General features: G+C 62.2%; 14 protein-coding genes and 1 pseudogene. 6 read left to right on the top strand and 9 right to left on the bottom strand.

Annotation, left to right across the window (positions count from 1 at the left end):
- Positions 1-453 precede the first annotated feature (453 nt).
- From YUU_RS52275 to YUU_RS0130685, 3 genes are read right to left on the bottom strand one after another with little or no spacing between them, the layout of a single operon-like run.
- Complete coding sequence (locus YUU_RS52275; RefSeq protein ID WP_035663769.1) at positions 454-3357, bottom strand: NHLP bacteriocin export ABC transporter permease/ATPase subunit; 2904 nt, start codon at positions 3355-3357, stop codon at positions 454-456.
- A complete protein-coding gene (locus YUU_RS0130690; protein ID WP_027525802.1) occupies positions 3354-5510 on the bottom strand; it encodes an NHLP family bacteriocin export ABC transporter peptidase/permease/ATPase subunit in 2157 nt (718 codons plus the stop codon). Before YUU_RS0130690 ends, YUU_RS52275 begins: the two co-directional genes overlap by 4 nt.
- A 58-nt stretch (positions 5511-5568) precedes the next feature.
- Positions 5569-6837 carry an NHLP bacteriocin system secretion protein gene (locus YUU_RS0130685; protein ID WP_027525801.1) on the bottom strand — a complete coding sequence of 423 codons (1269 nt, stop codon included), beginning with the start codon at positions 6835-6837 and terminating at the stop codon, positions 5569-5571.
- Positions 6838-6979: 142 nt separating this feature from the next.
- Between YUU_RS0130685 and YUU_RS0130680 the strand changes: the two genes are divergently transcribed.
- The gene (locus YUU_RS0130680) at positions 6980-7507 is read left to right on the top strand and encodes a hypothetical protein (protein ID WP_027525800.1); all 528 of its coding nucleotides are present in this window, start codon (positions 6980-6982) and stop codon (positions 7505-7507) included.
- Between the two features lie 122 nt (positions 7508-7629).
- Here YUU_RS0130680 and YUU_RS59020 read toward each other — a convergent pair.
- Positions 7630-7771 (bottom strand): annotated as a pseudogene (locus YUU_RS59020) (IS21 family transposase); the annotation flags it as partial.
- A 273-nt stretch (positions 7772-8044) separates the two neighbouring features.
- On the opposite strand from YUU_RS59020, the gene YUU_RS0130675 reads away from it, so the two are divergent.
- On the top strand, positions 8045-8524 hold the full coding sequence (locus tag YUU_RS0130675; RefSeq protein WP_027525799.1) for a Crp/Fnr family transcriptional regulator: 480 nt from the start codon (positions 8045-8047) through the stop codon (positions 8522-8524).
- 11 nt (positions 8525-8535) lie between these two features.
- Here YUU_RS0130675 and YUU_RS0130670 read toward each other — a convergent pair whose 3' ends face one another.
- Positions 8536-8760 (bottom strand): hypothetical protein, encoded by a 225-nt coding sequence (locus tag YUU_RS0130670; protein WP_027525798.1) that lies wholly within the window; start codon positions 8758-8760, stop codon positions 8536-8538.
- Between the two features lie 334 nt (positions 8761-9094).
- Here YUU_RS0130670 and YUU_RS0130665 point away from each other — a divergent pair, with 334 nt between their 5' ends.
- Both YUU_RS0130665 and YUU_RS0130660 read left to right on the top strand, forming a co-directional pair.
- Positions 9095-11425 (top strand): bifunctional salicylyl-CoA 5-hydroxylase/oxidoreductase, encoded by a 2331-nt coding sequence (locus YUU_RS0130665; protein ID WP_027525797.1) that lies wholly within the window; start codon positions 9095-9097, stop codon positions 11423-11425.
- Positions 11422-12600, top strand: coding sequence for an acyl-CoA dehydrogenase family protein (locus tag YUU_RS0130660; RefSeq protein ID WP_027525796.1), 1179 nt, complete (start codon positions 11422-11424; stop codon positions 12598-12600). The genes YUU_RS0130665 and YUU_RS0130660 overlap by 4 nt, the downstream gene beginning before the upstream one ends.
- A 19-nt stretch (positions 12601-12619) precedes the next feature.
- Here YUU_RS0130660 and YUU_RS0130655 read toward each other — a convergent pair whose 3' ends face one another.
- On the bottom strand, positions 12620-14629 hold the full coding sequence (locus YUU_RS0130655; RefSeq protein ID WP_027525795.1) for a bifunctional diguanylate cyclase/phosphodiesterase: 2010 nt from the start codon (positions 14627-14629) through the stop codon (positions 12620-12622).
- A gap of 303 nt (positions 14630-14932) precedes the next feature.
- Complete coding sequence (locus YUU_RS55285; protein WP_198031856.1) at positions 14933-16084, bottom strand: caspase family protein; 1152 nt, start codon at positions 16082-16084, stop codon at positions 14933-14935.
- A gap of 245 nt (positions 16085-16329) precedes the next feature.
- Here YUU_RS55285 and YUU_RS52265 point away from each other — a divergent pair, with 245 nt between their 5' ends.
- A complete protein-coding gene (locus tag YUU_RS52265; protein WP_035663766.1) occupies positions 16330-16563 on the top strand; it encodes a hypothetical protein in 234 nt (77 codons plus the stop codon).
- A gap of 267 nt (positions 16564-16830) precedes the next feature.
- On the opposite strand, the gene YUU_RS0130640 is transcribed toward YUU_RS52265, so the two are convergent.
- Positions 16831-17928 carry a cyclase family protein gene (locus YUU_RS0130640; RefSeq protein WP_027525794.1) on the bottom strand — a complete coding sequence of 366 codons (1098 nt, stop codon included), beginning with the start codon at positions 17926-17928 and terminating at the stop codon, positions 16831-16833.
- Between the two features lie 120 nt (positions 17929-18048).
- On the opposite strand from YUU_RS0130640, the gene YUU_RS0130635 reads away from it, so the two are divergent.
- Entirely contained in the window at positions 18049-19113 is a 1065-nt protein-coding gene (locus YUU_RS0130635) for a GTP-binding protein (protein ID WP_051389963.1), read from the top strand.
- Positions 19114-19135: 22 nt separating this feature from the next.
- On the opposite strand, the gene hisC is transcribed toward YUU_RS0130635, so the two are convergent.
- Positions 19136-20188: a histidinol-phosphate transaminase gene (gene hisC / locus YUU_RS0130630; RefSeq protein ID WP_027525792.1), complete on the bottom strand. Its 1053-nt coding sequence runs from the start codon at positions 20186-20188 to the stop codon at positions 19136-19138.
- Between the last annotated feature and the right edge of the window lie 63 nt (positions 20189-20251).

The raw sequence follows: 20251 nt of genomic DNA, 5'->3' as shown, positions 1-20251 counted from the left end.
GGTACTGTCAACGTTGCTTCGATCTCGATCCCGACGTTGACCCAGACTCTTCTTCAGAACAACTCGCTCAACCAGACCGGTGTTGCTATCGGCGGCTCCGTTGTCCAGGNGGCCGGCCCTCAGTCGAACACCGGGGTCCAGGCTGGATCCATCAGCTAAGTCGGCAATGCCCGCACACTCCACGGGCTGCTCCCGAGGGGTGTGCGGGTACTCATTTCAATCGAGAATTCTCATGGACACAAGAACCCTCGCGCAATGAACTACGGCAAGAGGTCTCGACACGGTGTCGATGCCCAGAGAGCGCCACACAATTGATCTTGGCGTCAGAACTCTGGAAACTACTTTGCAATTGAGTGCTCTCGCAAAAACGCGCTTTCGTTCGCTACAATCCCAGTCGTAGGACTGTGATGCTGCACATGATGCCTCAGGATCATCGCCCGCCCCGCCGATAGACTAGCGATGACCGGGTTCAAGCAACTGCCGCTTGGCAAAATCCGCAAACGGACCCGGAACGCTCATGAGCTCTGCGTAGCTTCCAGTTTGCACGACTTTGCCGCGCAAGAGCATGACAATACGATCTGCATTGCGCACGGTGCTGAGGCGATGCGCAATCACAATCCGCGTGATGCTCAATCGTTCCAGCGAGGTGCCGATGATGCTTTGGGTTTGGTTGTCGAGCGCACTGGTTGCCTCATCAAACAGAAGAATCCGTGGTGAGCGCGCAAGAGCCCGGGCGATCAATAGTCGCTGCCGCTGACCGCCCGACAGCGTAGTCACCCCTTCCGCAACCAGCGTATGCATTCCCATCGGCATCTGCGCGATGTCGGCATCCAGCGCCGCCAGGCGGGCGGCCTCCCACGCCTTCTCCAGCGGCAAATCAACGCCGCCGCAAATGTTTTCGTAAAGGCTTCCGGTTGCGAGCTTGGTATCTTGCAGCACCACCCCAAGCTGCCGGCGCACGGCGCTGATGTCGAGCGTGTTGAGCGCCTTGCCGTCGTAAAACACCGTGCCGGCTTCCGCCCGCTCAAAACCGAGCAGCAAACGAAAGAGCGACGATTTCCCGCTACCTGAGGGACCGACGACCGCGACGTAGTCACCCGTCGCAATGTTTAGGCTGATGTCATCCAGGACCTTCGGCCCGCCTTGCATATAGCGGAAGACGATGCCGGAAAGTTCGATCTCTCCGGATAGCTCTCCGGGCGATCGCCGTTCCTCTGAGATCTCGGCAGGGGTGGAAATCACGGGCTTCAGTCGGCTGAGGTGAGGAATCGCCACCAGTGATTCGCTGACGCTCGAGGCCCAACTGCCGATCGCGGCCGTGGCCTGTCCGAACGCTGCCAGAAAGCCGAGAAAAGCGCCGAGATCGAGCAGGACGTGGCTGTTTGTGTAGGAGGCAAGCGCAAAGATGCTCAATGTCGCCAGCATCGGAAAGGCGGTATCAAAGGTGCTCAGCGCGTTGGCCGCTTGCTGCGAGGCGATGAAATAGCGCCTCTGTACGGCAAATTGTTGCGACCATCGCGCTAACGCGCGCGCCGTTGCGCCTGCCACGCGCAGCTTGCCGACTCCCGCAATCAATTGCAGCACAAAGCCGCTGGCCTTGCCTTGCAGGTTGAATTGCTTGGTTTCGTAGTAGAGTCGCACGGCGCTCGTGGCAAGAATTGCAGCCGCTCTGATCATCGTGAGCAGCAGTGCAATGCTGCCCAGTCGGAGGTCATAGTAGAGCATCAGCCCAATGCTGAAGAGAGAAAAGAACGAGGCCGTAAAGCCGCCCAGCACACGTCCGGTGAAGATCCGGCGAGTGGCGTCGATGCCCATGGCGCGATCGACCAAATCGCCGCTTGTATATTCGCGAAACAGAGAGGTGGGTAGGCGGAGCAGTCGGTCGATCAGCGCGGCCTGCAGCTTATAGTCGAGCAGACCTTCCAGCCTCAACGTGACCCGTCCTTGCATCATCTGCAGACTGGCGATCGCCACAGCGGTGACCGTCAGCGCAAGCGCACAAACAACGAGCTGATCGATCTCGGTGCGCGGGATAACCGAATTGACCAGGACATTGGTGATCAGTGGCGGCATCAGCGACAGTAGCCCGATTACCATAACAGCCAACGCGATGCGCGTGATGCTGCCGGAAACGCCTCGCATCGCAAAGGTAAGCAGATCGCGATATTGGAGCGGGCGGGACGGCAACGCTGGATAGAAAGTGATGGCCTCCGGTTTGAGCTCGCCGGCAACGGAGCGATCGACCGAGCGGCGTCTTCCAACCTTTGGGTCCAACATCGTGTAGGTGTTCCCCCGACTGCGGACCAGAGCCACTGGACTGCGTTCGTCTCCGTGCCAACCGAGGAGTGGTCCAGCATCGGTCTTCCACCAGACATCGCGCAGGAGCACACGGCGGATCCGCAATTGGGCTGTGCGAGCGATCTCCAGAATTTCGCTGAAGCCCTGTCTTGTGGGTTGAGCGCGCTGCGAAAGCGTAACCGGTATTCCCAGTTCTTCTCCGACAACGCGGTAACTGCAAAGCAGCGGGTCTGCCGGGTCCCATTCGGATTGCGCACGATCGGCTTTTCTGACCACGACATCAGAGAGCCGCTCAAACGAGTCGAGCGTTTGCGACACAGTGAGTTCGCGGCGGCGGACCAGGCGTTCCCGCTCTCGAATGACGCCCTCTGCCAGGCTGCGCTCGAGATGGGCAATAACTGCCACCTGGAATCGATCAATCGCGGACCAGAGAACCAGGGCATCTGGCGGGTTCGGGTCGAGACGCAATTTGCAGCCGTGCTCGCCGGCTTCCACCCACATCCCACCGGTCAAAGGGAAGGGTGGCTGCCCGGGAGTGAAGCTCGAGCCGAGGTTCATGACCTTTGCTGTCCCGGTTTCGAGGTGCGCCCACAAGAGGTCCCGCATCGGACCGCGACGGCGCTCGCCCGGGTGCAGTTCAATCGCCTCACCGCTCACCAGCTCGGAAATGGCTTCGTTTGCCGCCGAGCGGACCATGAACGTCGCCAACTGGGTAATCCAGCCAGACACAGGACCAAAGGACGCTGCACTGCGCGGCACCTCCAAAAGCGCAGTGCCAGGGGGGCCGACGGCGATGATTTGCAGTCGGCTGCCCGAGGTTTCGCAGGCATTGTGCAGGTCCAGAATACATTCGTCGTTTTCGACACGAAATAAATGCTGGCGCGTGCCTGTCGGCTGAACTGCAAACAAATCGACGTGACCGGCTGCCACTTGAAGAACGTGTTCGTGGTCGCTGAGAAGCATCGGGCGACGCGCGTCGAGCGCAGTCCGGTGCAACAGACCGATCGGCACCTCGCGTTGATGCCCAACGAAATTCTCGCTGACAAATCGATCCGTCATTCGCGCGCCACCAGATTGGCATAGGAGGCCTGAAGCGCAAGAAGCTCTTCATGCGTGCCGCGCTCAACGATGCGACCGCGTTCGAGCACGATGATTTCGTCGCAATCGCGTATCGTGCTCAGGCGGTGGGCGATGATGATGCAGCTGCAGCCTCGGCGCCGCAAGTTGTCGTCGATGGATTTTTCTGTGATCGGATCAAGTGCAGCCGTCGCTTCGTCCAAGACAAGGATCGAAGGATTGCAAACCAGAGCTCGGGCGATTTCGATGCGCTGACGCTGACCGCCGCTGAAGTTCGTGCCGCCTTCATTGACGTGGCAGTCATAGTTGCCTGGTCTGCTCGCAAGGTCTTGGTGAATCAGTGCGTCCTTGGCCGCCGTCAGGAGGTGGCGCTCATCGGTTGTTGAATCCCAGAGCGTCAAATTGTCACGCGCGGTTCCCTCGAACAGAAAGACGTCCTGGTCGACATAGGCGACGGAGTTCGCAAAAACGTCCGCAGGGACATCCGTCAGCCTACATCCATCAAAACGAATCTCGCCGGACCAGGGTTTGTACAATCCGCAGATCAGTTTGCCGAGGGTTGATTTTCCGCTGCCCGACACGCCAACGAGTGCCACGCGTGAACCGGCAGGGATCACCAGCGAAAGATCCGCCAGAAGCGGCGGTTCGAGCACCGAATAGCCGAAGCTGATGTTGTGAAGTTCGAGTCGGCCGGTAAGCTTCGGCGGCAAGGCACCCGCCTGTGTTGGCGGTTGCGGCGCTAGCGGGTATCGGTAGACATCCTCGAGCCGTTCGAGCGCTCCCTTGATGGTTTGCAGGCCGCCGAAATAGTTCACGAGGTTGACGAAAGGCTCGGAGAAACTCAATGCTAGGGATTGGAAGGCCACGAGGCTCCCCAGTGTCAGGGAGCCCTGAATGACCCGCAAGCCTCCGACACCAAGAATCGCTGCGACCATGAGGCCCGAGAGCAGGGTCGGGACCATGTCCAATATGATGGCGGAGGCGCCGATCCTCTGTTCGGCGTTGAGGGTTTTGGCTTGAAGACCGGCCCACCGGCCGAAGGCGTCGTCTTCCAATCCACTTGCTTTGATGGTTTCGATAGTCCGCACCATGCTCACGGTCGCCCCGAGCAGCTTTCCCTGATCGAGCGCCAGCCGATAGCTCAGTTCCTGGCGGCGTGAAGCGACGAGCCGCAGGAGAAGAACATTTATCAAAGAGATTGCGACGCAAAGCGCGGTCAGGCCAACGTCGTAGACGGCCATGGCGGCGGCGAACAAGACCACCGACATCAGGCTGAGTGCATTGGCGGCAATGCCGCTTGAAAGCAGCCGGGCGATCTGTTCGTTGGCTGCAATACGGCTTGCAATGTCGCCGGCGTGGCGTTGGGTGAAGAATTCCAGCGGCAGCGTCATGAGGCGCCACAGAAAGCGGCTGGTCATCACGACGGCGAGCTTGGTCTGCAGCCGCAATAGCAGCGATTGGCGTGTGATGGTCAGAATGGCCCGCAAGGCAGCCGTCAGCGCCATGCCGATCAGGAGCGGCGCAAGCCAGCTGCGCGTGTGCTGGATCAAAATTTCATCAACAAAGATTTTTGAGAATCCTGCGGCAACAATATTGGGCAGGACCGCGGCCACGCTGACAACGACCAGCAGGACCACCGCCTCCTTTGATTGGCGCAGTTCCCGCATGAGCAGGCTTATGCCCTTTGGTTTGCTGCCAACCTTCTCGAATTTTTCGCCCCGTTCAAACGCCAGGACAACGCCGGTGAAGGCGAGGTCAAGCTCGACCAGATCGATCCGCCGACGCCCGCTCGCGGGGTCATTTATGTAGGCGTGCTTCCTATCAATTCCTTCCAGGACCACGAAATGGTTGAAGTTCCAGTGAATGATGCAAGGCGTTGGAATCTCGGCAAGTGCCGGAGGTTCGACGCTGTAGCCCTTCGCCGTCAGCCCGTATCGGCGCGCCGCTCTGATGATGTTGCTGGCCTTGCTGCCGTCGCGCGATACGCCGCACGCGACACGAAGCTCCTCCAACGGAATCCACGCACCGTAATAACCGAGAATGATGCCAAGCGCTGCCGCACCGCATTCGACGGCTTCCATCTGCAGTAGGATGGGTGTCCGCCGGGTACGTCGGCGCGGCAACCAGCTCGCCATGCGGCTGACGTAAGATTTGGGCCGGCCGCGCTCGCTGGTTGGCTGGTTTGGAGAAGGCTTATCCATCAATTCCCGTGAGGTGCTTTAGCAGGGGTATCACCAGATCGAGGGGGCGCCGCCGGCGCGTTGTGATCTCGGCCCGCGCCAACGTTCCGCTCGTGAGATGAATGTTCGGCCCCTCGCCAACGGCCCATCGATATCCGGTTGCAGTGGAGGCGTCTTCATCGAGCGTAACCATCGCGGCGTAAGGTGCACCGTCGCGCGAGAAACGTGAAACCAGGCTTTCGTTATGCAGCAGCGCGGCCATGCCTTGAGGCGTCATCGGGAAATCAGAGATGCTGACCACGTTGCCCAGCATCATGCCAAATTCCTCGCGCTTCACCGTGCTCGGCTCGAGTTGCACCTGCATGCCAGGCTTGACCTGTTTGCCCCGTTCGGCGGGAACATAGACGACGGCTTGGAGCTTGGCGCCTTCGCTTTCGATCGCAATCACCGGTGTGCCGATGGCTAGCACCGAACCGGGCGAAATCTTCACTTCCAAAACCCGTCCGTCCATCGGGCTGATCACTTGGGTGTTCTGGCTCAGCTGTTCCGCGGCGGCATTCATTTGCCGCCGGGCCTCGTTGAGGGAAAACTCCGACTGCTGAATTTCGCGCCCGCGCTCCGTTTCCAGATCCGTCTTCTGCGACCGCAACTTTAAAATCTCGTTTTGAGCGTCAGTACGGCGCTGTTGCGCATCGGTCAGCTCCTGGCGTCGCTCTTCCAGATTGCGCCGCGTCGTGTATCCCTTGGCCAGCAAATCCTCCAGGTTTTTGACGTCGACCGTGAGATACTCGATACGCTGGCTCGTTGCCTTGATCACCTGTTGCAGGGCGATTTCAAGTTTTGCAAAGTTTTGGCTCTTGGCGGCGAGCTCGCTTTCAGCTTTCGACACCCGATCGGCGTGCTCCCGCTGGCGTTCATGAAAGACCTCGGTGGCCGCGTTGTGCTTTTGCTGGATCTCGGTTTGAACGATCTGGGCGATGGGTTGGTCCTTGTTGACGTGATCGCCCACCGTGACTGCGACCGACTGCAGCCGTCCGGCAGCGGCGGATACGGCGTCGACGACCTTACCGCCACTGCCGATCAGGATTCCTTCGCCCGAGACGCGAGTGGGCACGCGCCCGAAAATGCCCCACAGCACGGCCGCCACAAGTGCAACGCACAGCACAAAGGCAAGAATCCAGTCAGCGGGCTTGGTGATAACAACGAGATGATCGAGCTGCTCGGGAGACGCAGCCCGGTCAAGGGCCGCGGCGCGAAACGCCCGTTGCGGCCCGTCGGTCATGCTCCTATGCTCCGGCTTTGGGAGCGGTTCAGACGCCGACATGTCTGCACGCAAAGCAAGTGTGAACTGAAGTCGACGATGCCCGATCTTTGCACAGAAACAACCATCTAACAATAAGGGGGCAGGGGAAGGACCAAGCGGGATGCACGGGCTGATCGGCACCACGAGAGTTTCGTTCCCGGCGCGAGCGCACCGAAAGATGCTGGCGGCAAGCTTGGGGCTTGGGCTGTTCCTACCCAGTGTGTGCTGTGCGGGCGTCCTGTCCGAGAGCGATTTCAGGCAGGCGGAGAGCCTTAGGCCGCTCTTTGCCAACCTCATGAATGACCTTGTCGCGACCGTAAAGCGCCCCGATGTTTCCAGCGGGGACGCTGACTGTGTCAACTCGACTATCCGGGAACTTCTTCAGATCTCCGACGAACTGGCAAGCTACGAGTATCTGATCACGATGGAGAAAGATCTGACCGACTTTGGCGACAAAAATCCAATGCGGGATATCGTCAAGTTTGCCGTCGACACGAGCAGCACGATCCTGATCAGCGAAAGAAGACGGTTAGTTCAGATATCCGAGCGGTGTACCAAATATCCGTTGGGCCAAGGCAAGATTGAGCAGGCCGTAACCATCATCGACACGACGACAGGCATATTGGCTTCCATTCGAGCTCGCCTTTGACACGGGCGAAGAGAGCGCCCGCACATTAAGCGATCTCCATGTCCGGAGATGACAGCGAAGGACCATTTGCAGCGCCCAGATCAGCCAGTGAGTAGCCGAGCACCATCGAGAACACCTTGGTGCCGCCTTTTTGTAAACCGGCGGCTCCAGGCCTCCGGCGATGTAGGCCCCGACCGTCTTTCGATCGACAGCAAGTTGCTGGGCGAGGGCGCTCACCGACAGACCATGGCGATGCAAATCCAGGATCGTGACAAGTTCCCCAATTTTATCACTGCGCCCTCCCTCCGGCCTGCGGCAGCAGCGTCAACGTCTCGGCGCCGGCCGACCATCCTGGGCATGCCGTGGACGGTCGGTCGTCACGAAAAGTGGAATTTCAAGCGCCATAAGTGGGGAGAATTACTCTGCCACTCACACAATGATCAGGCTGGTCTGCCTGCTTGATCGGCGGCCCCACGCTCCCGCGCGATAATTATTGCTAAGATGTCCCGTCGGGTGTGGCCCGCTTGCCACCGCTGGGAGCGGGAGTATATTTTCTCGATGGCTGTCAGCTCGCCCGATCTGAAAGCGTTTTTGCTTGCCACACCCTTCTTCGGTGGACTCGCAGACGCGAGTTGCGATCTCTTGGTCTCAATGCTGGTCGAGCGCCACTTCGACGTCGGTGCCACTGTGGTGGCGGAAGGAGAACCGGGCCGCTCAATGTTCGTTGTTCACTCCGGCGAACTCGTGGTGAGCAAGCTCGGGGGCTCGGGGCGCATAATTCGCATGGCGAGTCTTGGACCGGGTGACTTTTTTGGCGAAATGACGCTTATCGAGATGCAGAACCGATCAGCGACCATCGTCGCGCAGAGCCCAACCCTGCTGTACGAGCTCTCGGCTCGACAACTCTACGCGTACTACAAGGCTGACATCTACGCGTATGTGATGGTGATGCAGAATATCAACCGCGAGCTTTGTCGGCGGCTTCGCCGCGCCGACAATCGAATTGCGGAGCTGCAGATGCATCACGCGAGTCAATGACGAAGTGACGTTCATGTCCGGTTTCGGCGCGCAGGGGACATCGCGTGCGAAAAGGCAGCCGGAATGTGCAATTGATCGTTGAAAATCCGGGGCTCGACGATGAAGCGGCGGGCCTCGCCATAACGCTGGCGGACAAAGGCGATGTGCTTCTCGTTGAGGTCGATGCCCGCATAGTTGACCTGCGGCAGGTAGGGCAGGATCGCGGCCCTGCCGCAGCCGACACCGGGCACGTTCATGCGGGTTCCGGCTCGAACAGCTCCCGCTCGGCGCTTTGTCGGCGCCGAGCGCGAGCATCGGCGCGTGGTGAAACACCGGGAGCGTGACCAGTTTGTCGAGATAGTCGCTTCTCTGCGCCATGGGCTGCGATTTACCATCGGCATCGCCGGGACAATCCAAGCCATTAACAAACCACCGCTTTTCGGCCGGCCGCAGGCATGTGCGGGCTGCAGGTCCCTGGCGCCTTGACAACTCGTGGTCCGACGAAATATTTTATACTTAAAATAATTTGCATCCCGGGTTTGAAAGAGTTTGCAGCTCTCCACACGGCGCGGCGCGCGAAAGCGAGGGATCATGCGCATAGTCTGTATCGGCGGCGGACCGGCCGGGCTCTATCTGGGCCTCCTGATGAAGCGCCGTAACCCGGAGCACGTCGTCACCGTCGTCGAGCGCAACAAGCCCTACGACACGTTCGGCTGGGGCGTGGTGTTCTCCGACGCCATGATGCAGGCGATGCGGATCGCCGATCCCGAAAGCGCGGCCGAGATCGAGGACGCCTTCAATCACTGGGACGACATCGAGCTCGTCTTCAAGGGGACGCGTCAGCGCACGACCGGCCATGGCTTCATCGGCATCGGACGCAAGCACCTGCTCAACATCCTGCAGCGGCGTTGCGAGGCGCTGGGCGTCGAGCTCGTCTTCGAGCGCGACGTCGAGTCCGATCTCGAATTCCCCGACGCCGACCTGATCGTCGCTTCCGACGGCGTCAATTCCAGGATCCGTGCCCGCTACGCCGAACAGTTCCGGCCTGACATGGTGATCCGGCCGAACCGTTATATTTGGCTGGGTACCAAGAAGGCGTTCGACGCCTTCACGTTCGACTTCCGCAGGACCGAACACGGCTGGTTCCAGGCGCATATCTACAAGTTCGATAGTGAAACCTCGACCTTCATCGTCGAGACCACGGAAGAAGCCTACAACGGCCATGGGCTTGGCGACCTCGACCAGCAGGGTTCGATCGAATTCTGCGAAAAGCTCTTCGCCGAGACGCTGGACGGTGCGAAGCTCTTGACCAACGCCCGCCATCTGCGCGGCTCGGCCTGGCTCAATTTCAGCCGTCTGATCTGCGGCAAATGGAGCGTGTTCAACGGCCGGTCGCATGTCGTGCTGATGGGCGATGCCGCGCACACCGCGCATTTCGCGATCGGCTCGGGCACCAAGCTCGCGCTCGACGACGCTATCGAGCTCGCCAACCAGTTCGATCGCCACGGCCACAGCCGCGACGAGATCGAAACCGTGCTGGAAGCCTACGAGGAGGTGCGGCGCGTTGACGTCGCCCGCATCCAGAACGCGGCGCGCAACGCCATGGAATGGTTCGAGGTGGTCGGCCGGCGCTATGCCGATACGCTCGAGCCGCCGCAATTCTTCTATTCGATGCTGACGCGCTCGCAGCGCATCAGCCACGAGAACCTTCGCCTGCGCGATCGCGCCTGGCTGGAAGGCTTTGAGCGCTGGTTTGCCGCGCGGTCAGGCATCGCCGTCAAGGACGGCGAGCGCGTGCCGCCGCCGATGCTGACGCCGCACCGTGTGCGGGGGCTTAGCCTTGCGAACCGCATCATGGTCTCGCCGATGGCGATGTATTCGGCAAAGGATGGGCTCATCAACGACTTCCACATTGCCCATCTCGGCGCGCGCGCCATGGGCGGTGCAGGGCTGATCTTTGCCGAGATGACCTGCGTCTCGCCCGATGCGCGGATCACCCCGGGTTGCCTTGGCCTCTGGAGCGACGCGCAAGCGGCGCAGTGGCGCCGCCTCGTCGATCTGATCCATGGCCTCGGACACGCCAAAGTCGGCATTCAGCTTGGCCATTCCGGACGGAAGGGATCGACCAGGCTCGCATGGGAGGGCATCGACGAGCCGCTGGCGTCAGGTAATTGGCCGCTGATATCCGCGTCCTCGCTGCCCTACCTACCCCACAGTCAGGTGCCGCGGGAGATGGATCGCGGCGACATGGATCGCGTGCGCGACGATTTCGTTGCGGCAACGCGTCGCGCGGCCGCGGCCGGCGTCGAGTGGCTGGAGCTCCATTGCGCGCACGGCTATCTGCTGTCGAGCTTCCTGTCGCCGCTGACCAACCGGCGGACCGACGAATACGGCGGCAGTCACGACAATCGTGCGCGCTTTCCGCTGGAGGTGTTCAGTGCGATGCGCGCCGTGTGGCCTTCCGATCGTCCCACATCGGTGCGGCTGTCCTGCCATGACTGGACCGAAGGCGGCAACACGCCGGCCGATGCGGCGATCTTCTCCGCGCTGTTCAAGGAAGCGGGCGCGGACGTCATTGATTGTTCATCGGGCCAGGTCTGGAAGGATGACAGGCCGATCTATGGACGCCTTTACCAGACGCCGTTCGCCGATTTGATCCGCAACGAGGTTGGCATTGAGACCATCGCGGTCGGTGCAATCTCCGAGGCCGATCACGCCAACTCGATCCTCGCCGCGGGCCGCGCCGATCTCTGCGCCATTGCGCGGCCACACCTGGCAGATCCCGCCTGGACGCTGCACGAAGCCGCCCGCATCGGCATCACCGAGATCACCTGGCCCAAGCAATATCTGTCCGCCAAGGGCCAATATGAAACCAATCTCGCCCGTGCCGCAGCAGTGGCCGCGCAGGAGATCTCAAAATGAGCCCCGTTGGCAACGTGATCAGGCGTGAATGGCTGGACTGGCCGTTTTTCGAGCCACGCCATCATGCGATCGGCGACGGCCTTGACCGTTTCGTGCGGTCGGGGACCCTTGGCCAAATCGACCACGACGACGTCGACGGCGCTTGCCGGAGGCTCGTGCGCGCGATGGGCGAGGCGGGGCTGCTCGATTGCGCCGTTGCCGCGCCCGATGGCGACGCGGCAACGATCGACTCCCGCTCGATCTGCCTGTCGCGCGAGTCGCTCGCCTATGCCGATGGTCTTGCCGATTTCGCTTTCGCCATGCAGGGGCTCGGCTCCGGCGCGATCGCGCTCGGCGGCTCGGCGGAGCTGCGCCAGGCCGTGCTGCCAAAGGTTCGATCGGGCGAATGGCTGTCGGCCTTCGCACTGTCGGAGAAGGAGGCGGGGTCGGACGTTGCGGCCATGTCCTGCGCAGCGCGCGCCGACGGAGACGACTACGTCATCGACGGCGAGAAGACCTGGATATCGAACGGCGGCATCGCCGACGTCTACACGCTGTTCGCGCGAACCGGGGAGGCGCCGGGCGCTCGCGGCATTTCGGCCTTCGTCGTCTTTCCCAGTGATTCCGGCTTTGGCATTGCGGAGCGCATCGACGTCATCGCGCCGCATCCGTTGGCGACGTTGCGCTTTACGAACTGCCGGATCCCGGCGAGCCGTCGGCTTGGTGCGCCCGGTGGCGGCTTCAAGCTCGCCATGCAGACGCTCGACATCTTCCGCGCCTCGGTCGCCGCCGCGGCCCTGGGTTTTGCGCGGCGCGCGCTCGATGAGGCGTTGTCGCATGCGCAGAGCCGGCACATGTTCGGTGCAACGCTCGGCGATCTCCAGTTGACCCAGGCCGCGCTCGGCGACATGGCGACCGACACCGACGCCGCAGCGCTTCTGACCTACCGCGCGGCCTGGCGCCGCGACGTTCAGAGGCTTCCAACCACCCGTGAAGCTGCGATGGCAAAGCTGACCGCGACCGAGACCGCGCAGCGCGTCATCGACCGCGCCTTGCAGATGTTTGGCGGACGCGGTGTGCGCAAGGGCGAAATCGTCGAGAGCCTCTACCGCGAAATCCGCGCGCTGCGGATCTACGAGGGCGCGACCGAGGTCCAGAAACTGATCGTTGCGCGCGATCTTTTGAAGCCGCGCTGACGCTGCCGGCGAAGAGAGCTCAGGCGCTCGCGCGCGCGACGTCGTCGCCGAGGCGCTGTCGCTCCTCAGTGAGATGGCCCGACACCGCGTCTTTTCGCATTGGCTTTGCGAAATAGTAGCCCTGGATATAGTCGCAGCCGAGGCGACGGAGACTCTCGAGCTGCGCGCGCGTCTCGACGCCTTCGACGACGCACGCGATCTCCATGTCCGCGCACAGGCCCGTCAGCGATTTGATGATCTTGTGGCTCACGGGGTTGTCGTTGACGTCGGCGACGAAGCTGCGATCGATCTTGAGCTTGTCGAGCGGCAGGCGATGCACGTGGCTGAGCGAGGAATAGCCGGTGCCGAAATCGTCCAGCGAGATGCCGCAGCCCATCGCCTTGAGCGTCGCGATCGACTGCTGCGCCCGGACGAAATCGAAGGTGACCGCGGTCTCCGTGATCTCGAAATCGATCCGCCGCGGCGGCACGCCGCTCTTCTCGATCACCGCGATCAGCGGCAGGATGCCGTCGGACGAGCAGATGTCGTGGGCCGAGAGGTTGAACGACAGGCTGATGTCGTCGGGCCAGGTCTTGGCTGCCGCGAGCGCGCGAACCAGCAGCGCCTGCGTCAGGCTGCGGATCAGGCCGATGCGCTCGGCGGCGGGGATGAAGTCGGCCGGCGAGACGAGGCCAAGTCGCGGTGAGTGCCAGCGCGCCAGCGCCTCGAAGCCGGCGGTGCGCTCGCTCATGGCATCGACGATCGGCTGGAAGACGAGTTCCATCTCCGCATCGAAGTCGGCGGTGCGCAACAGGTTCTCGATGACGCCGCGGCTGCGGATCTCCGCTTCCAGCTCACTCGAGAAGATCACGGTTCGGCCGCGCGCGTGGCGTTTGGCGTGGTAAAGCGCATAGTCGGCGCATTCGTAGAGGGCTTCCGCATCCGTCGCCGAGCGCGGATACAGTGCAAACCCGATCGAGCAGGAGAGTCCGGTATGCGCCGTGTCGAGTTGATAGGGCAGCTTGACGCGGTCGCCGATGCGTGCGCCGATCTCCGCGAGATCCTCGTCGCTGGGATCGCCACTCACCACGAGACCGAATTCGTCGCCGCCGAGCCGTGCGAACTCGACGTGATGTGCGCCAAAACCTTCGCAGACCTCGCGGATGCGACGGCCCGCTTCGATCAGCACGCGGTCGCCGACGGTATGGCCGTAGTTGTCGTTGATCGGCTTGAAGCCGTCGAGGTCGATGATGCCGACCGCGAGTCGGATCTGCCGGCGCTCGGCATCGCCGAAGGCGTTGGCGAGCTCGGCGAAGAAGCGGCGGCGGTTCGGCAGCTCGGTCAGCGAATCGAGATTGGCGAGGCGGAAATTCTCGTCTGAGAGAGCCTGCGTCGCCGCCTGTTGCGCGAGCAGCGATTTGCGGGATGCGACGAGGTCGGCGAAGTCGCGGTAATAGATGAACAGCACCGTTATCAACGCGCCCGACACCAGGAGGTCGTTGACCGCTATCGCCATCAGCGTCGGTTCGCCCGTCGCGAAGTAGAAGATGACGTAGGGAATATCGACGAGCAGTGTGACGATCAGGGCGGCAGAGCGCAGGTGCATCAGTGAGAAGATGCAGCCGATCACGGTCACCGCCATGTAGAATGCGACATGGCTCTTGGCGAAGGGATCGCCGTATGGGTAGAGCGCGAAGGACCACGCGGTGAATCCCACGGCGATCGGAACCGTGAGCCAGTTGGTAGCGCGCAGGTTGCGCAGGATATCCGCATCGCTGCGCACGAAATGGCGCTGGCGCAGCCACCAGAACGTCCGCACCGCCGCGAGCACGGTCAGCACCGAGGGCACCACCATGGTCAGCCAGGCCGGGGCGAGCGGCACATAGGTATAGGCCACTGCGAGCGTATTGGTGATCAGGATGAAGTAGAGCAGCGGAATTTGCTTCGAGAAGGCATCGAACTGGGCGCGCGTCAGGTCGGGGTTGTCGGCCGGTACGCGAAACAGCCGCACCGCCGCCGCAAGGTGAGATTTCAAATCAGCAACAGGCATTGACAAACGAGCCCCAGATTCCGCGAAAGTGTCCCGTCAAAGTCCCTTAAAACGTGCGCGATCTTGCATAGGACGGGTAAAGGGCGGGTTAGACGGGTTCCGCGCAGGAACCATCGGAGGTCACGCGTAACTGCGCATTTCTACTGGCGTGGCGCGCGGTTGAGATGGCGTTAAGGATAGTAGCTGCGGCAGGCGGCCGTTTCCGCCGCAAAATTCCGCAACATTGGTGCCGTTACGCTCTGCTAACTATGTGCGTCGAGGGACGAGATGCGCGTGGGGTTTCGACGCGCGGGCCGCGCGCCTTCACTGCAGGCTGCGCTTCCAGTAGCCGGTCCCGAGCTTGCCGGTGATGACGGCGGTGGCGTCGCCGACCTCATAGGAGCCGGCGTCGGCGTAACCCGAGAGGCCTTTCAAGGCGTGCAGCGACCAATGGCCGTTCATGGCGGCAATCGTGCCTTCATGCGCCGGCGCGGCGCGCCTCCCTTCGGCGTGGAACGTGTAGGTGCCATCGCCCATGATGCGCCATGTCCAGCGCGACATGCCGCGGTCGTTCGGCACCATGATCTCCCAGGTGCCGACCAGCGCAGGGTCGATGACCGATGCAACGGGCGCCGGCGCTGCCGCGGCCGATGGTGCGGCATTTGCCTGTTTCGTGGCCCCTTGCTCGGTCGCAGACGGCGCGCCCGCGAGATAGATCGCCCGTCGCGAGAGCGAGCCGTAGACGAAGGGCTGCTGCTCGTTGCGTGTGGCCTCCATGACGTCGTCGCGTACGTTGCGGAACATGAAGGTGATCTCGACGCCCGGCGTCTCGATGTTGTGCAACAGCGCCGTGGTGAACGGGCTATTACCGCCGTCGCCGTCGAGCGCGGTCGTGCCGTCGCGCGCGGCATAGGCGACCAGCACGTTGCCGCCCGGCTCGATGCGGCCGAGGCCGCTCGTTGCCGCCGCGCGTAGCGCCAGCGAGCGCTGCATCTTCGCCGCGAAAGGATTGTTGCGGCAGGCGTCGAGGACGACGAGGCCGAGGCTCGTTGTGCTCGATACCTGCAACATCACGCTGCGCAGGCTGATTGCCTCGTTCGCCGCGTCGGTGTCCTTCTTCAGTTCCGCATCGACCGGGATCAGCCAGTTCTCGCCGCTGATTTCCATACCGTGGCCGGCGAAATAGACCGCCGCCATGTCGGCGTCCGCTGCATCGCGGCCGAGGGCGATCAGGCCGCGCCGCATCTCGTCGAACGAACCGTTAGCGATGAGGGTGACCGTGAAGCCGAGACGCCTGAGCGCGGCTGCGACGTCGCCGGCATCGTTGGGTGGGTTGGGCAGCGCCGGCACGCTCTTGTAGGCGCCGTTTCCGATCACTAGCGCAACCCGCTTGCCATCGGGCGACGCAGTAGCCGGGGTAACCGCCGCGAGCGCAGCGGCAAGGACAAATCCGAGAAAAAGCCGGCGTCGGTTCATGATGGCCCCGATCGGAGGTCGTATTAACACGGAGACAGAGACGGCGAGAGCAGCATTCGAAATCGATGTGAAGGGGAACCGAAACTGGATCGCAACAAGCGCGGCGTCCATTCGCCTGATGGGTTAATCGAGGAGCGAAAAAATAGTTCTGAATCATAATCATGATGGCACAGATGCAGAAATAGAAATTAAGCTGTGGGAAAACACGTCAAGAAAGTAGACCGGCAAGAAAGGGGAGGAAGGGAATGGAAACCGTGCGCCGCCTGCGTGCAATGGCCTCGCTCTGCCGACAGAGCGCTGCATATCGTCCTGACGGAAGCTGGAAGCTGCTCGCTGAGGCGGAATACTGGGAGCATGCCGCAGACGCTGCCCTGCAGGAGCATTTCAGGGAATGCACGGCCAGCTCGAATGAGCTGGCGCAGCCACAACAAACCGCCAATGCGAATCAGATGCGACCGGAAGATATCGTGGCAGCGTGAACGCTGTCAGTGCGGACGGCTGGAGTTCCTTCGTTCCTCACTTTTTTAAGTTGAAGCAGACAATTCCTTTCGCGTCACGGCGCCAGCATTCGGGCGTATCCACGTCTCGCGTCGAACATCATCGTCTGTATGTCGCTATGAAGGCAACGGACCGTAGCGGCAATACCGTGTGGAATCCGCTCTCGGGCACGCTGATCCGTAGCGGCTGATGGCAGGAGCCAGAGCGCACGCGGGCGGTGCTTCCGCCCGCGCGCTGGTGCGCCATCATCACGTGATCGCGATCGGGCAACCATTGCTGCCCGTGGCTCCCTTGATGGGGGCCGGGGCGAAGCAATAGACGAACTGGTACTTCTTGTCGGCGATCAGTTCGTCGAAGATCAGGTTCTCGTGGTTGTGGATGCCGTGCTTGGTTTGCAGCTCGGCATGCACCACGAAGGCGAGCGACTTGTCGGGATTGGGCACCACTTCGACCGCCCAGGTGTCGGCCGCGGTGAGCGCGAGGTCCTTTTCGATCACCCATCGCGCAGCGTCCAGCCCGATGCCCGGCTCGCCGCTGTTGAAGCGATCATTGTTCTTCATCCAGAGCGAACCCCACCCGGTGTGGAACATGATCGCATCGCCCGGCTTGATGTCGCTCTCCGACATGTTCTGCTTGGCCAGCGCCGCCTTGATGTCGGCCGAGGTGATCTCCTGGCCGGCATCCATCATCCCGCCCTTGAGCGCGACCATGTCGATCAGATGGGCACGGGTGAACAGCGGCTTGAGCTTCTCGACGCCGAGCCTCTTCAGGCCGTAAGCGTCGCTGATCTCCGCCGCGGTGTGACCGTTGTAGAACCGCATCTCGCTCTTGTCGCCGTCCTTGCCGAGCTGGATGCCGATGTGGCCGAGGCCGTCGAACTGCGTGCCGGTCTGGCCGATCTCGGTGGAGAGAAACTCGTCGTGATAGACGAGCTTGTTGTCGCCGAACGGACCACCGGTCGGCCCGCCGGGGATGCGCAGCGTGAAGGCGCGCGGACCGAACAGCGGCATGCCGCCTTCGTAGACGCGGCCGATCTTGTAGATCTTGCCGTCCTTGATCCATTTCGCCGCGTCGAGAACTTTTTCCGGTGTGATGTGGTTGGAAGCGCCAGCCTCGTCTTCCGGGCCCCATTTCGAGGGCCACCATGGCTTGTCTGTTCCCTTGGGCATGGAGATGGGAGTCTGCGCCTGGGCTTCGCTAACCGGCGCGAGCGAGAACTTGCCATGCATCGTGCCCGCGAGCGCTGCCCCTGCGGCGCCGGCGAGGCCTGCCGTGCGGAGCAAGGTCCGACGATCGGTCGTGCTCATTCCGCCTTGCTGTTCTTCGCCCTTGATTTCATTAGGCATTTTACTCTCCCAGGTTGTGGCCCAGAGAAGCCGGGCTCTAAATTGTTTTCGGCATGCTCCTCCTACGTTAGGTTGTTGTCCAGCGACAAAAATAAGACGGCCAAAAGGTGAGGGACGCTGATGAGCCTGTTCGAGAGCGACAAATCCGCCGAGCGGCTACCGGTGTCGTTGATCACCGGCTTTCTCGGCAGCGGCAAGACGACGCTGCTCAATCACTTGCTGCGCCACGGCGACATGAAGGACAGCGCGGTCATCATCAACGAATACGGTGAAGTCAGCCTGGACCATCTCCTCGTCGAGCGTGTCGATGGCGAGGTGGCCGTGCTCGCGAGCGGCTGCATCTGCTGCACCGTCCGCAGCGACCTCGAGGAGACGCTGCGCGGGCTCCTTGTACGGCGCGACCGCAGCGAGGTGCCGCCGTTCCACCGTATCCTCATCGAGACCACGGGTCTTGCCGATCCCGCGCCGACCGTGCAGCTACTCCTGAACAATCCGCTGATCTCGCATTTCCTGCGGCTCGATGTCGTCGTGACCACGGTGGATGCCGTCAACGCCGAGCTGCAACTCGACCGCCAGTACGAGGCGGTGAAACAGGTCGCGCTCGCCGACCGGCTGCTGATCACCAAGTCTGATCTGGCCGGCGACACCACAGCGCTGGAAACGCGCCTGTGCCGGCTCAACCCCGGTGCCGGAATCGAACGCGTGGCGCATGGCAAGATCGATCCGGCGCGGTTGTTTGGCGCCGGCCTCATTGATCCCGAGAAGAAGACGGTCGACGTCGCGCGCTGGCTCAATGAGCAGGCCTTTGTGACGCCTCGCAAGGCGAAGCACGCGCACCTCGGCCACGACCACGATCATGGCCATCACCATCACCATCACGATGCATCGATCGGCAGCTTCATGCTCGCTTTCGACGAGCCACTCGACTGGATGGCGGCCTCGAACTGGCTTGCGCATCTGCGCTCCGGGCGCGGCGAGGATCTCCTGCGCGTCAAGGGGATTCTCAACCTCCGCGGCGAGTCGACGCCGGTCGCAGTCCACGGCGTGCACCACGTCTTCCATCCGCCGGTGGCGCTCGCCAAATGGCCCGACGCCGACCGCCGCTCGCGCATCGTGTTCATCACCCGCAACATCGCGCGCGAGGAGGTGCTCGCGCTCTGGAAGGCCGTTCGCGCTGCAGCGTGAGGGGGCCCGAACCAGCGCGTGATCAGATCAAGCCGCGCAGCACGTCAATCAGCCGGCCGCACTGCTCCTCCGTGCCGACCGTGATGCGCAGGAAGTTCTCGATGCGCGGCTTTTTGAAATGCCGGACCAGGACGCCGCGTTGCCGGAGCGCAGCGGCGAGATCGGCGCCGCCTTGGCTCCGATGACGCGCGAAGACGAAGTTGGCCTGCGATGGCAGCACCTCGAAGCCGAGCCCAGAGAGGTCCCGCGTCAGCGTTTCGCGGTTCGCCATGATGCGTGCACGCGTCTGCTCAAACCACGCGTCGTCCGCGATGGCGGCAGTGGCGCCCGCGAGGGCGAGGCAATCGATGGGGTAGGAGTTGAAACTGTCCTTCACCCGCTCAAGCGCCTCGATCAGCGGCCGCTGCCCGATCGCAAAGCCGACCCGCAGGCCGGCGAGCGCCCGCGATTTCGAGAAGGTCTGGATGACAAGCAGATTGTCGTGGCGTGCGACAAGCGGCACGGCGCTCTCGGCGCCGAAATCGACATAGGCTTCGTCGATCACCACGAGTTGATCCGGATGCTCGGTGAGCAGCGCCGCGATCGTATCGCGCGGAAGCGCGATGCCGGTCGGTGCGTTCGGATTGCAGAGAAGGATCGCGCTGCATGGCCGCCGGTAGTCGGTAATGTGCACCCGCATTGCGGCATCGAGCGGCACCTCCTCGTGAGCGACCCCATAGAGGCCGCAATAGACGGGGTAGAAGCTGTAGGTGACGTCGGGAAACAGAAGCGGTGCGTCGTGCTTCAAAAGCGCCTGGAAGGTATGGGCCAACACCTCGTCCGAGCCATTGCCGACGAACACCTCTTCGGGCGCGACCTTGTAGTGGGCGGCGATCGCCTCGCGCAGCTGCGATGCGCGTGGATCGGGATAGAGGCGGAGCCGCTCCGCGGCCGATGCGACCACCGCGAGCACGCGCGGCGAGGGCGGATAGGGATTCTCGTTGGTGTTGAGCTTGACGACGCCGTCCTGCTTCGGCTGCTCGCCCGGTACGTAGGGCGACAAGGTGTGGACGACGGGATTCCAGAAGCGGCTCATGATCTCTGACCTAGGGGCTGATCGGATCACAGTAGGGTATGGGGATCGTGAGCGAAAGCCCGC

This window comes from Bradyrhizobium sp. Ec3.3 (assembly GCF_000472925.1).
Classification (GTDB): domain Bacteria; phylum Pseudomonadota; class Alphaproteobacteria; order Rhizobiales; family Xanthobacteraceae; genus Bradyrhizobium.
Note: the sequence above shows the minus strand (reverse complement) of the source record. Positions and strands in the feature narration are given on the sequence as shown.

What these genes read in the sequence shown, in the direction of transcription:
- YUU_RS0130670 (WP_027525798.1), bottom strand. Translation starts at nt 8,760, where the DNA reads ATGAACGTGCCCGGTGTCGGCTGCGGCAGGGCCGCGATCCTGCCCTAC.
- YUU_RS0130690 (WP_027525802.1), bottom strand. Translation starts at nt 5,510, where the DNA reads ATGGCGAGCTGGTTGCCGCGCCGACGTACCCGGCGGACACCCATCCTA.
- YUU_RS0130660 (WP_027525796.1), top strand. Translation starts at nt 11,422, where the DNA reads ATGAGCCCCGTTGGCAACGTGATCAGGCGTGAATGGCTGGACTGGCCG.
- YUU_RS0130655 (WP_027525795.1), bottom strand. Translation starts at nt 14,629, where the DNA reads ATGCCTGTTGCTGATTTGAAATCTCACCTTGCGGCGGCGGTGCGGCTG.
- YUU_RS52275 (WP_035663769.1), bottom strand. Translation starts at nt 3,357, where the DNA reads ATGACGGATCGATTTGTCAGCGAGAATTTCGTTGGGCATCAACGCGAG.
- hisC (WP_027525792.1), bottom strand. Translation starts at nt 20,188, where the DNA reads ATGAGCCGCTTCTGGAATCCCGTCGTCCACACCTTGTCGCCCTACGTA.
- YUU_RS55285 (WP_198031856.1), bottom strand. Translation starts at nt 16,084, where the DNA reads ATGAACCGACGCCGGCTTTTTCTCGGATTTGTCCTTGCCGCTGCGCTC.
- YUU_RS0130685 (WP_027525801.1), bottom strand. Translation starts at nt 6,837, where the DNA reads ATGACCGACGGGCCGCAACGGGCGTTTCGCGCCGCGGCCCTTGACCGG.
- YUU_RS0130665 (WP_027525797.1), top strand. Translation starts at nt 9,095, where the DNA reads ATGCGCATAGTCTGTATCGGCGGCGGACCGGCCGGGCTCTATCTGGGC.
- YUU_RS0130640 (WP_027525794.1), bottom strand. Translation starts at nt 17,928, where the DNA reads ATGCCTAATGAAATCAAGGGCGAAGAACAGCAAGGCGGAATGAGCACG.
- YUU_RS0130675 (WP_027525799.1), top strand. Translation starts at nt 8,045, where the DNA reads ATGGCTGTCAGCTCGCCCGATCTGAAAGCGTTTTTGCTTGCCACACCC.
- YUU_RS52265 (WP_035663766.1), top strand. Translation starts at nt 16,330, where the DNA reads ATGGAAACCGTGCGCCGCCTGCGTGCAATGGCCTCGCTCTGCCGACAG.
- YUU_RS0130680 (WP_027525800.1), top strand. Translation starts at nt 6,980, where the DNA reads ATGCACGGGCTGATCGGCACCACGAGAGTTTCGTTCCCGGCGCGAGCG.
- YUU_RS0130635 (WP_051389963.1), top strand. Translation starts at nt 18,049, where the DNA reads ATGAGCCTGTTCGAGAGCGACAAATCCGCCGAGCGGCTACCGGTGTCG.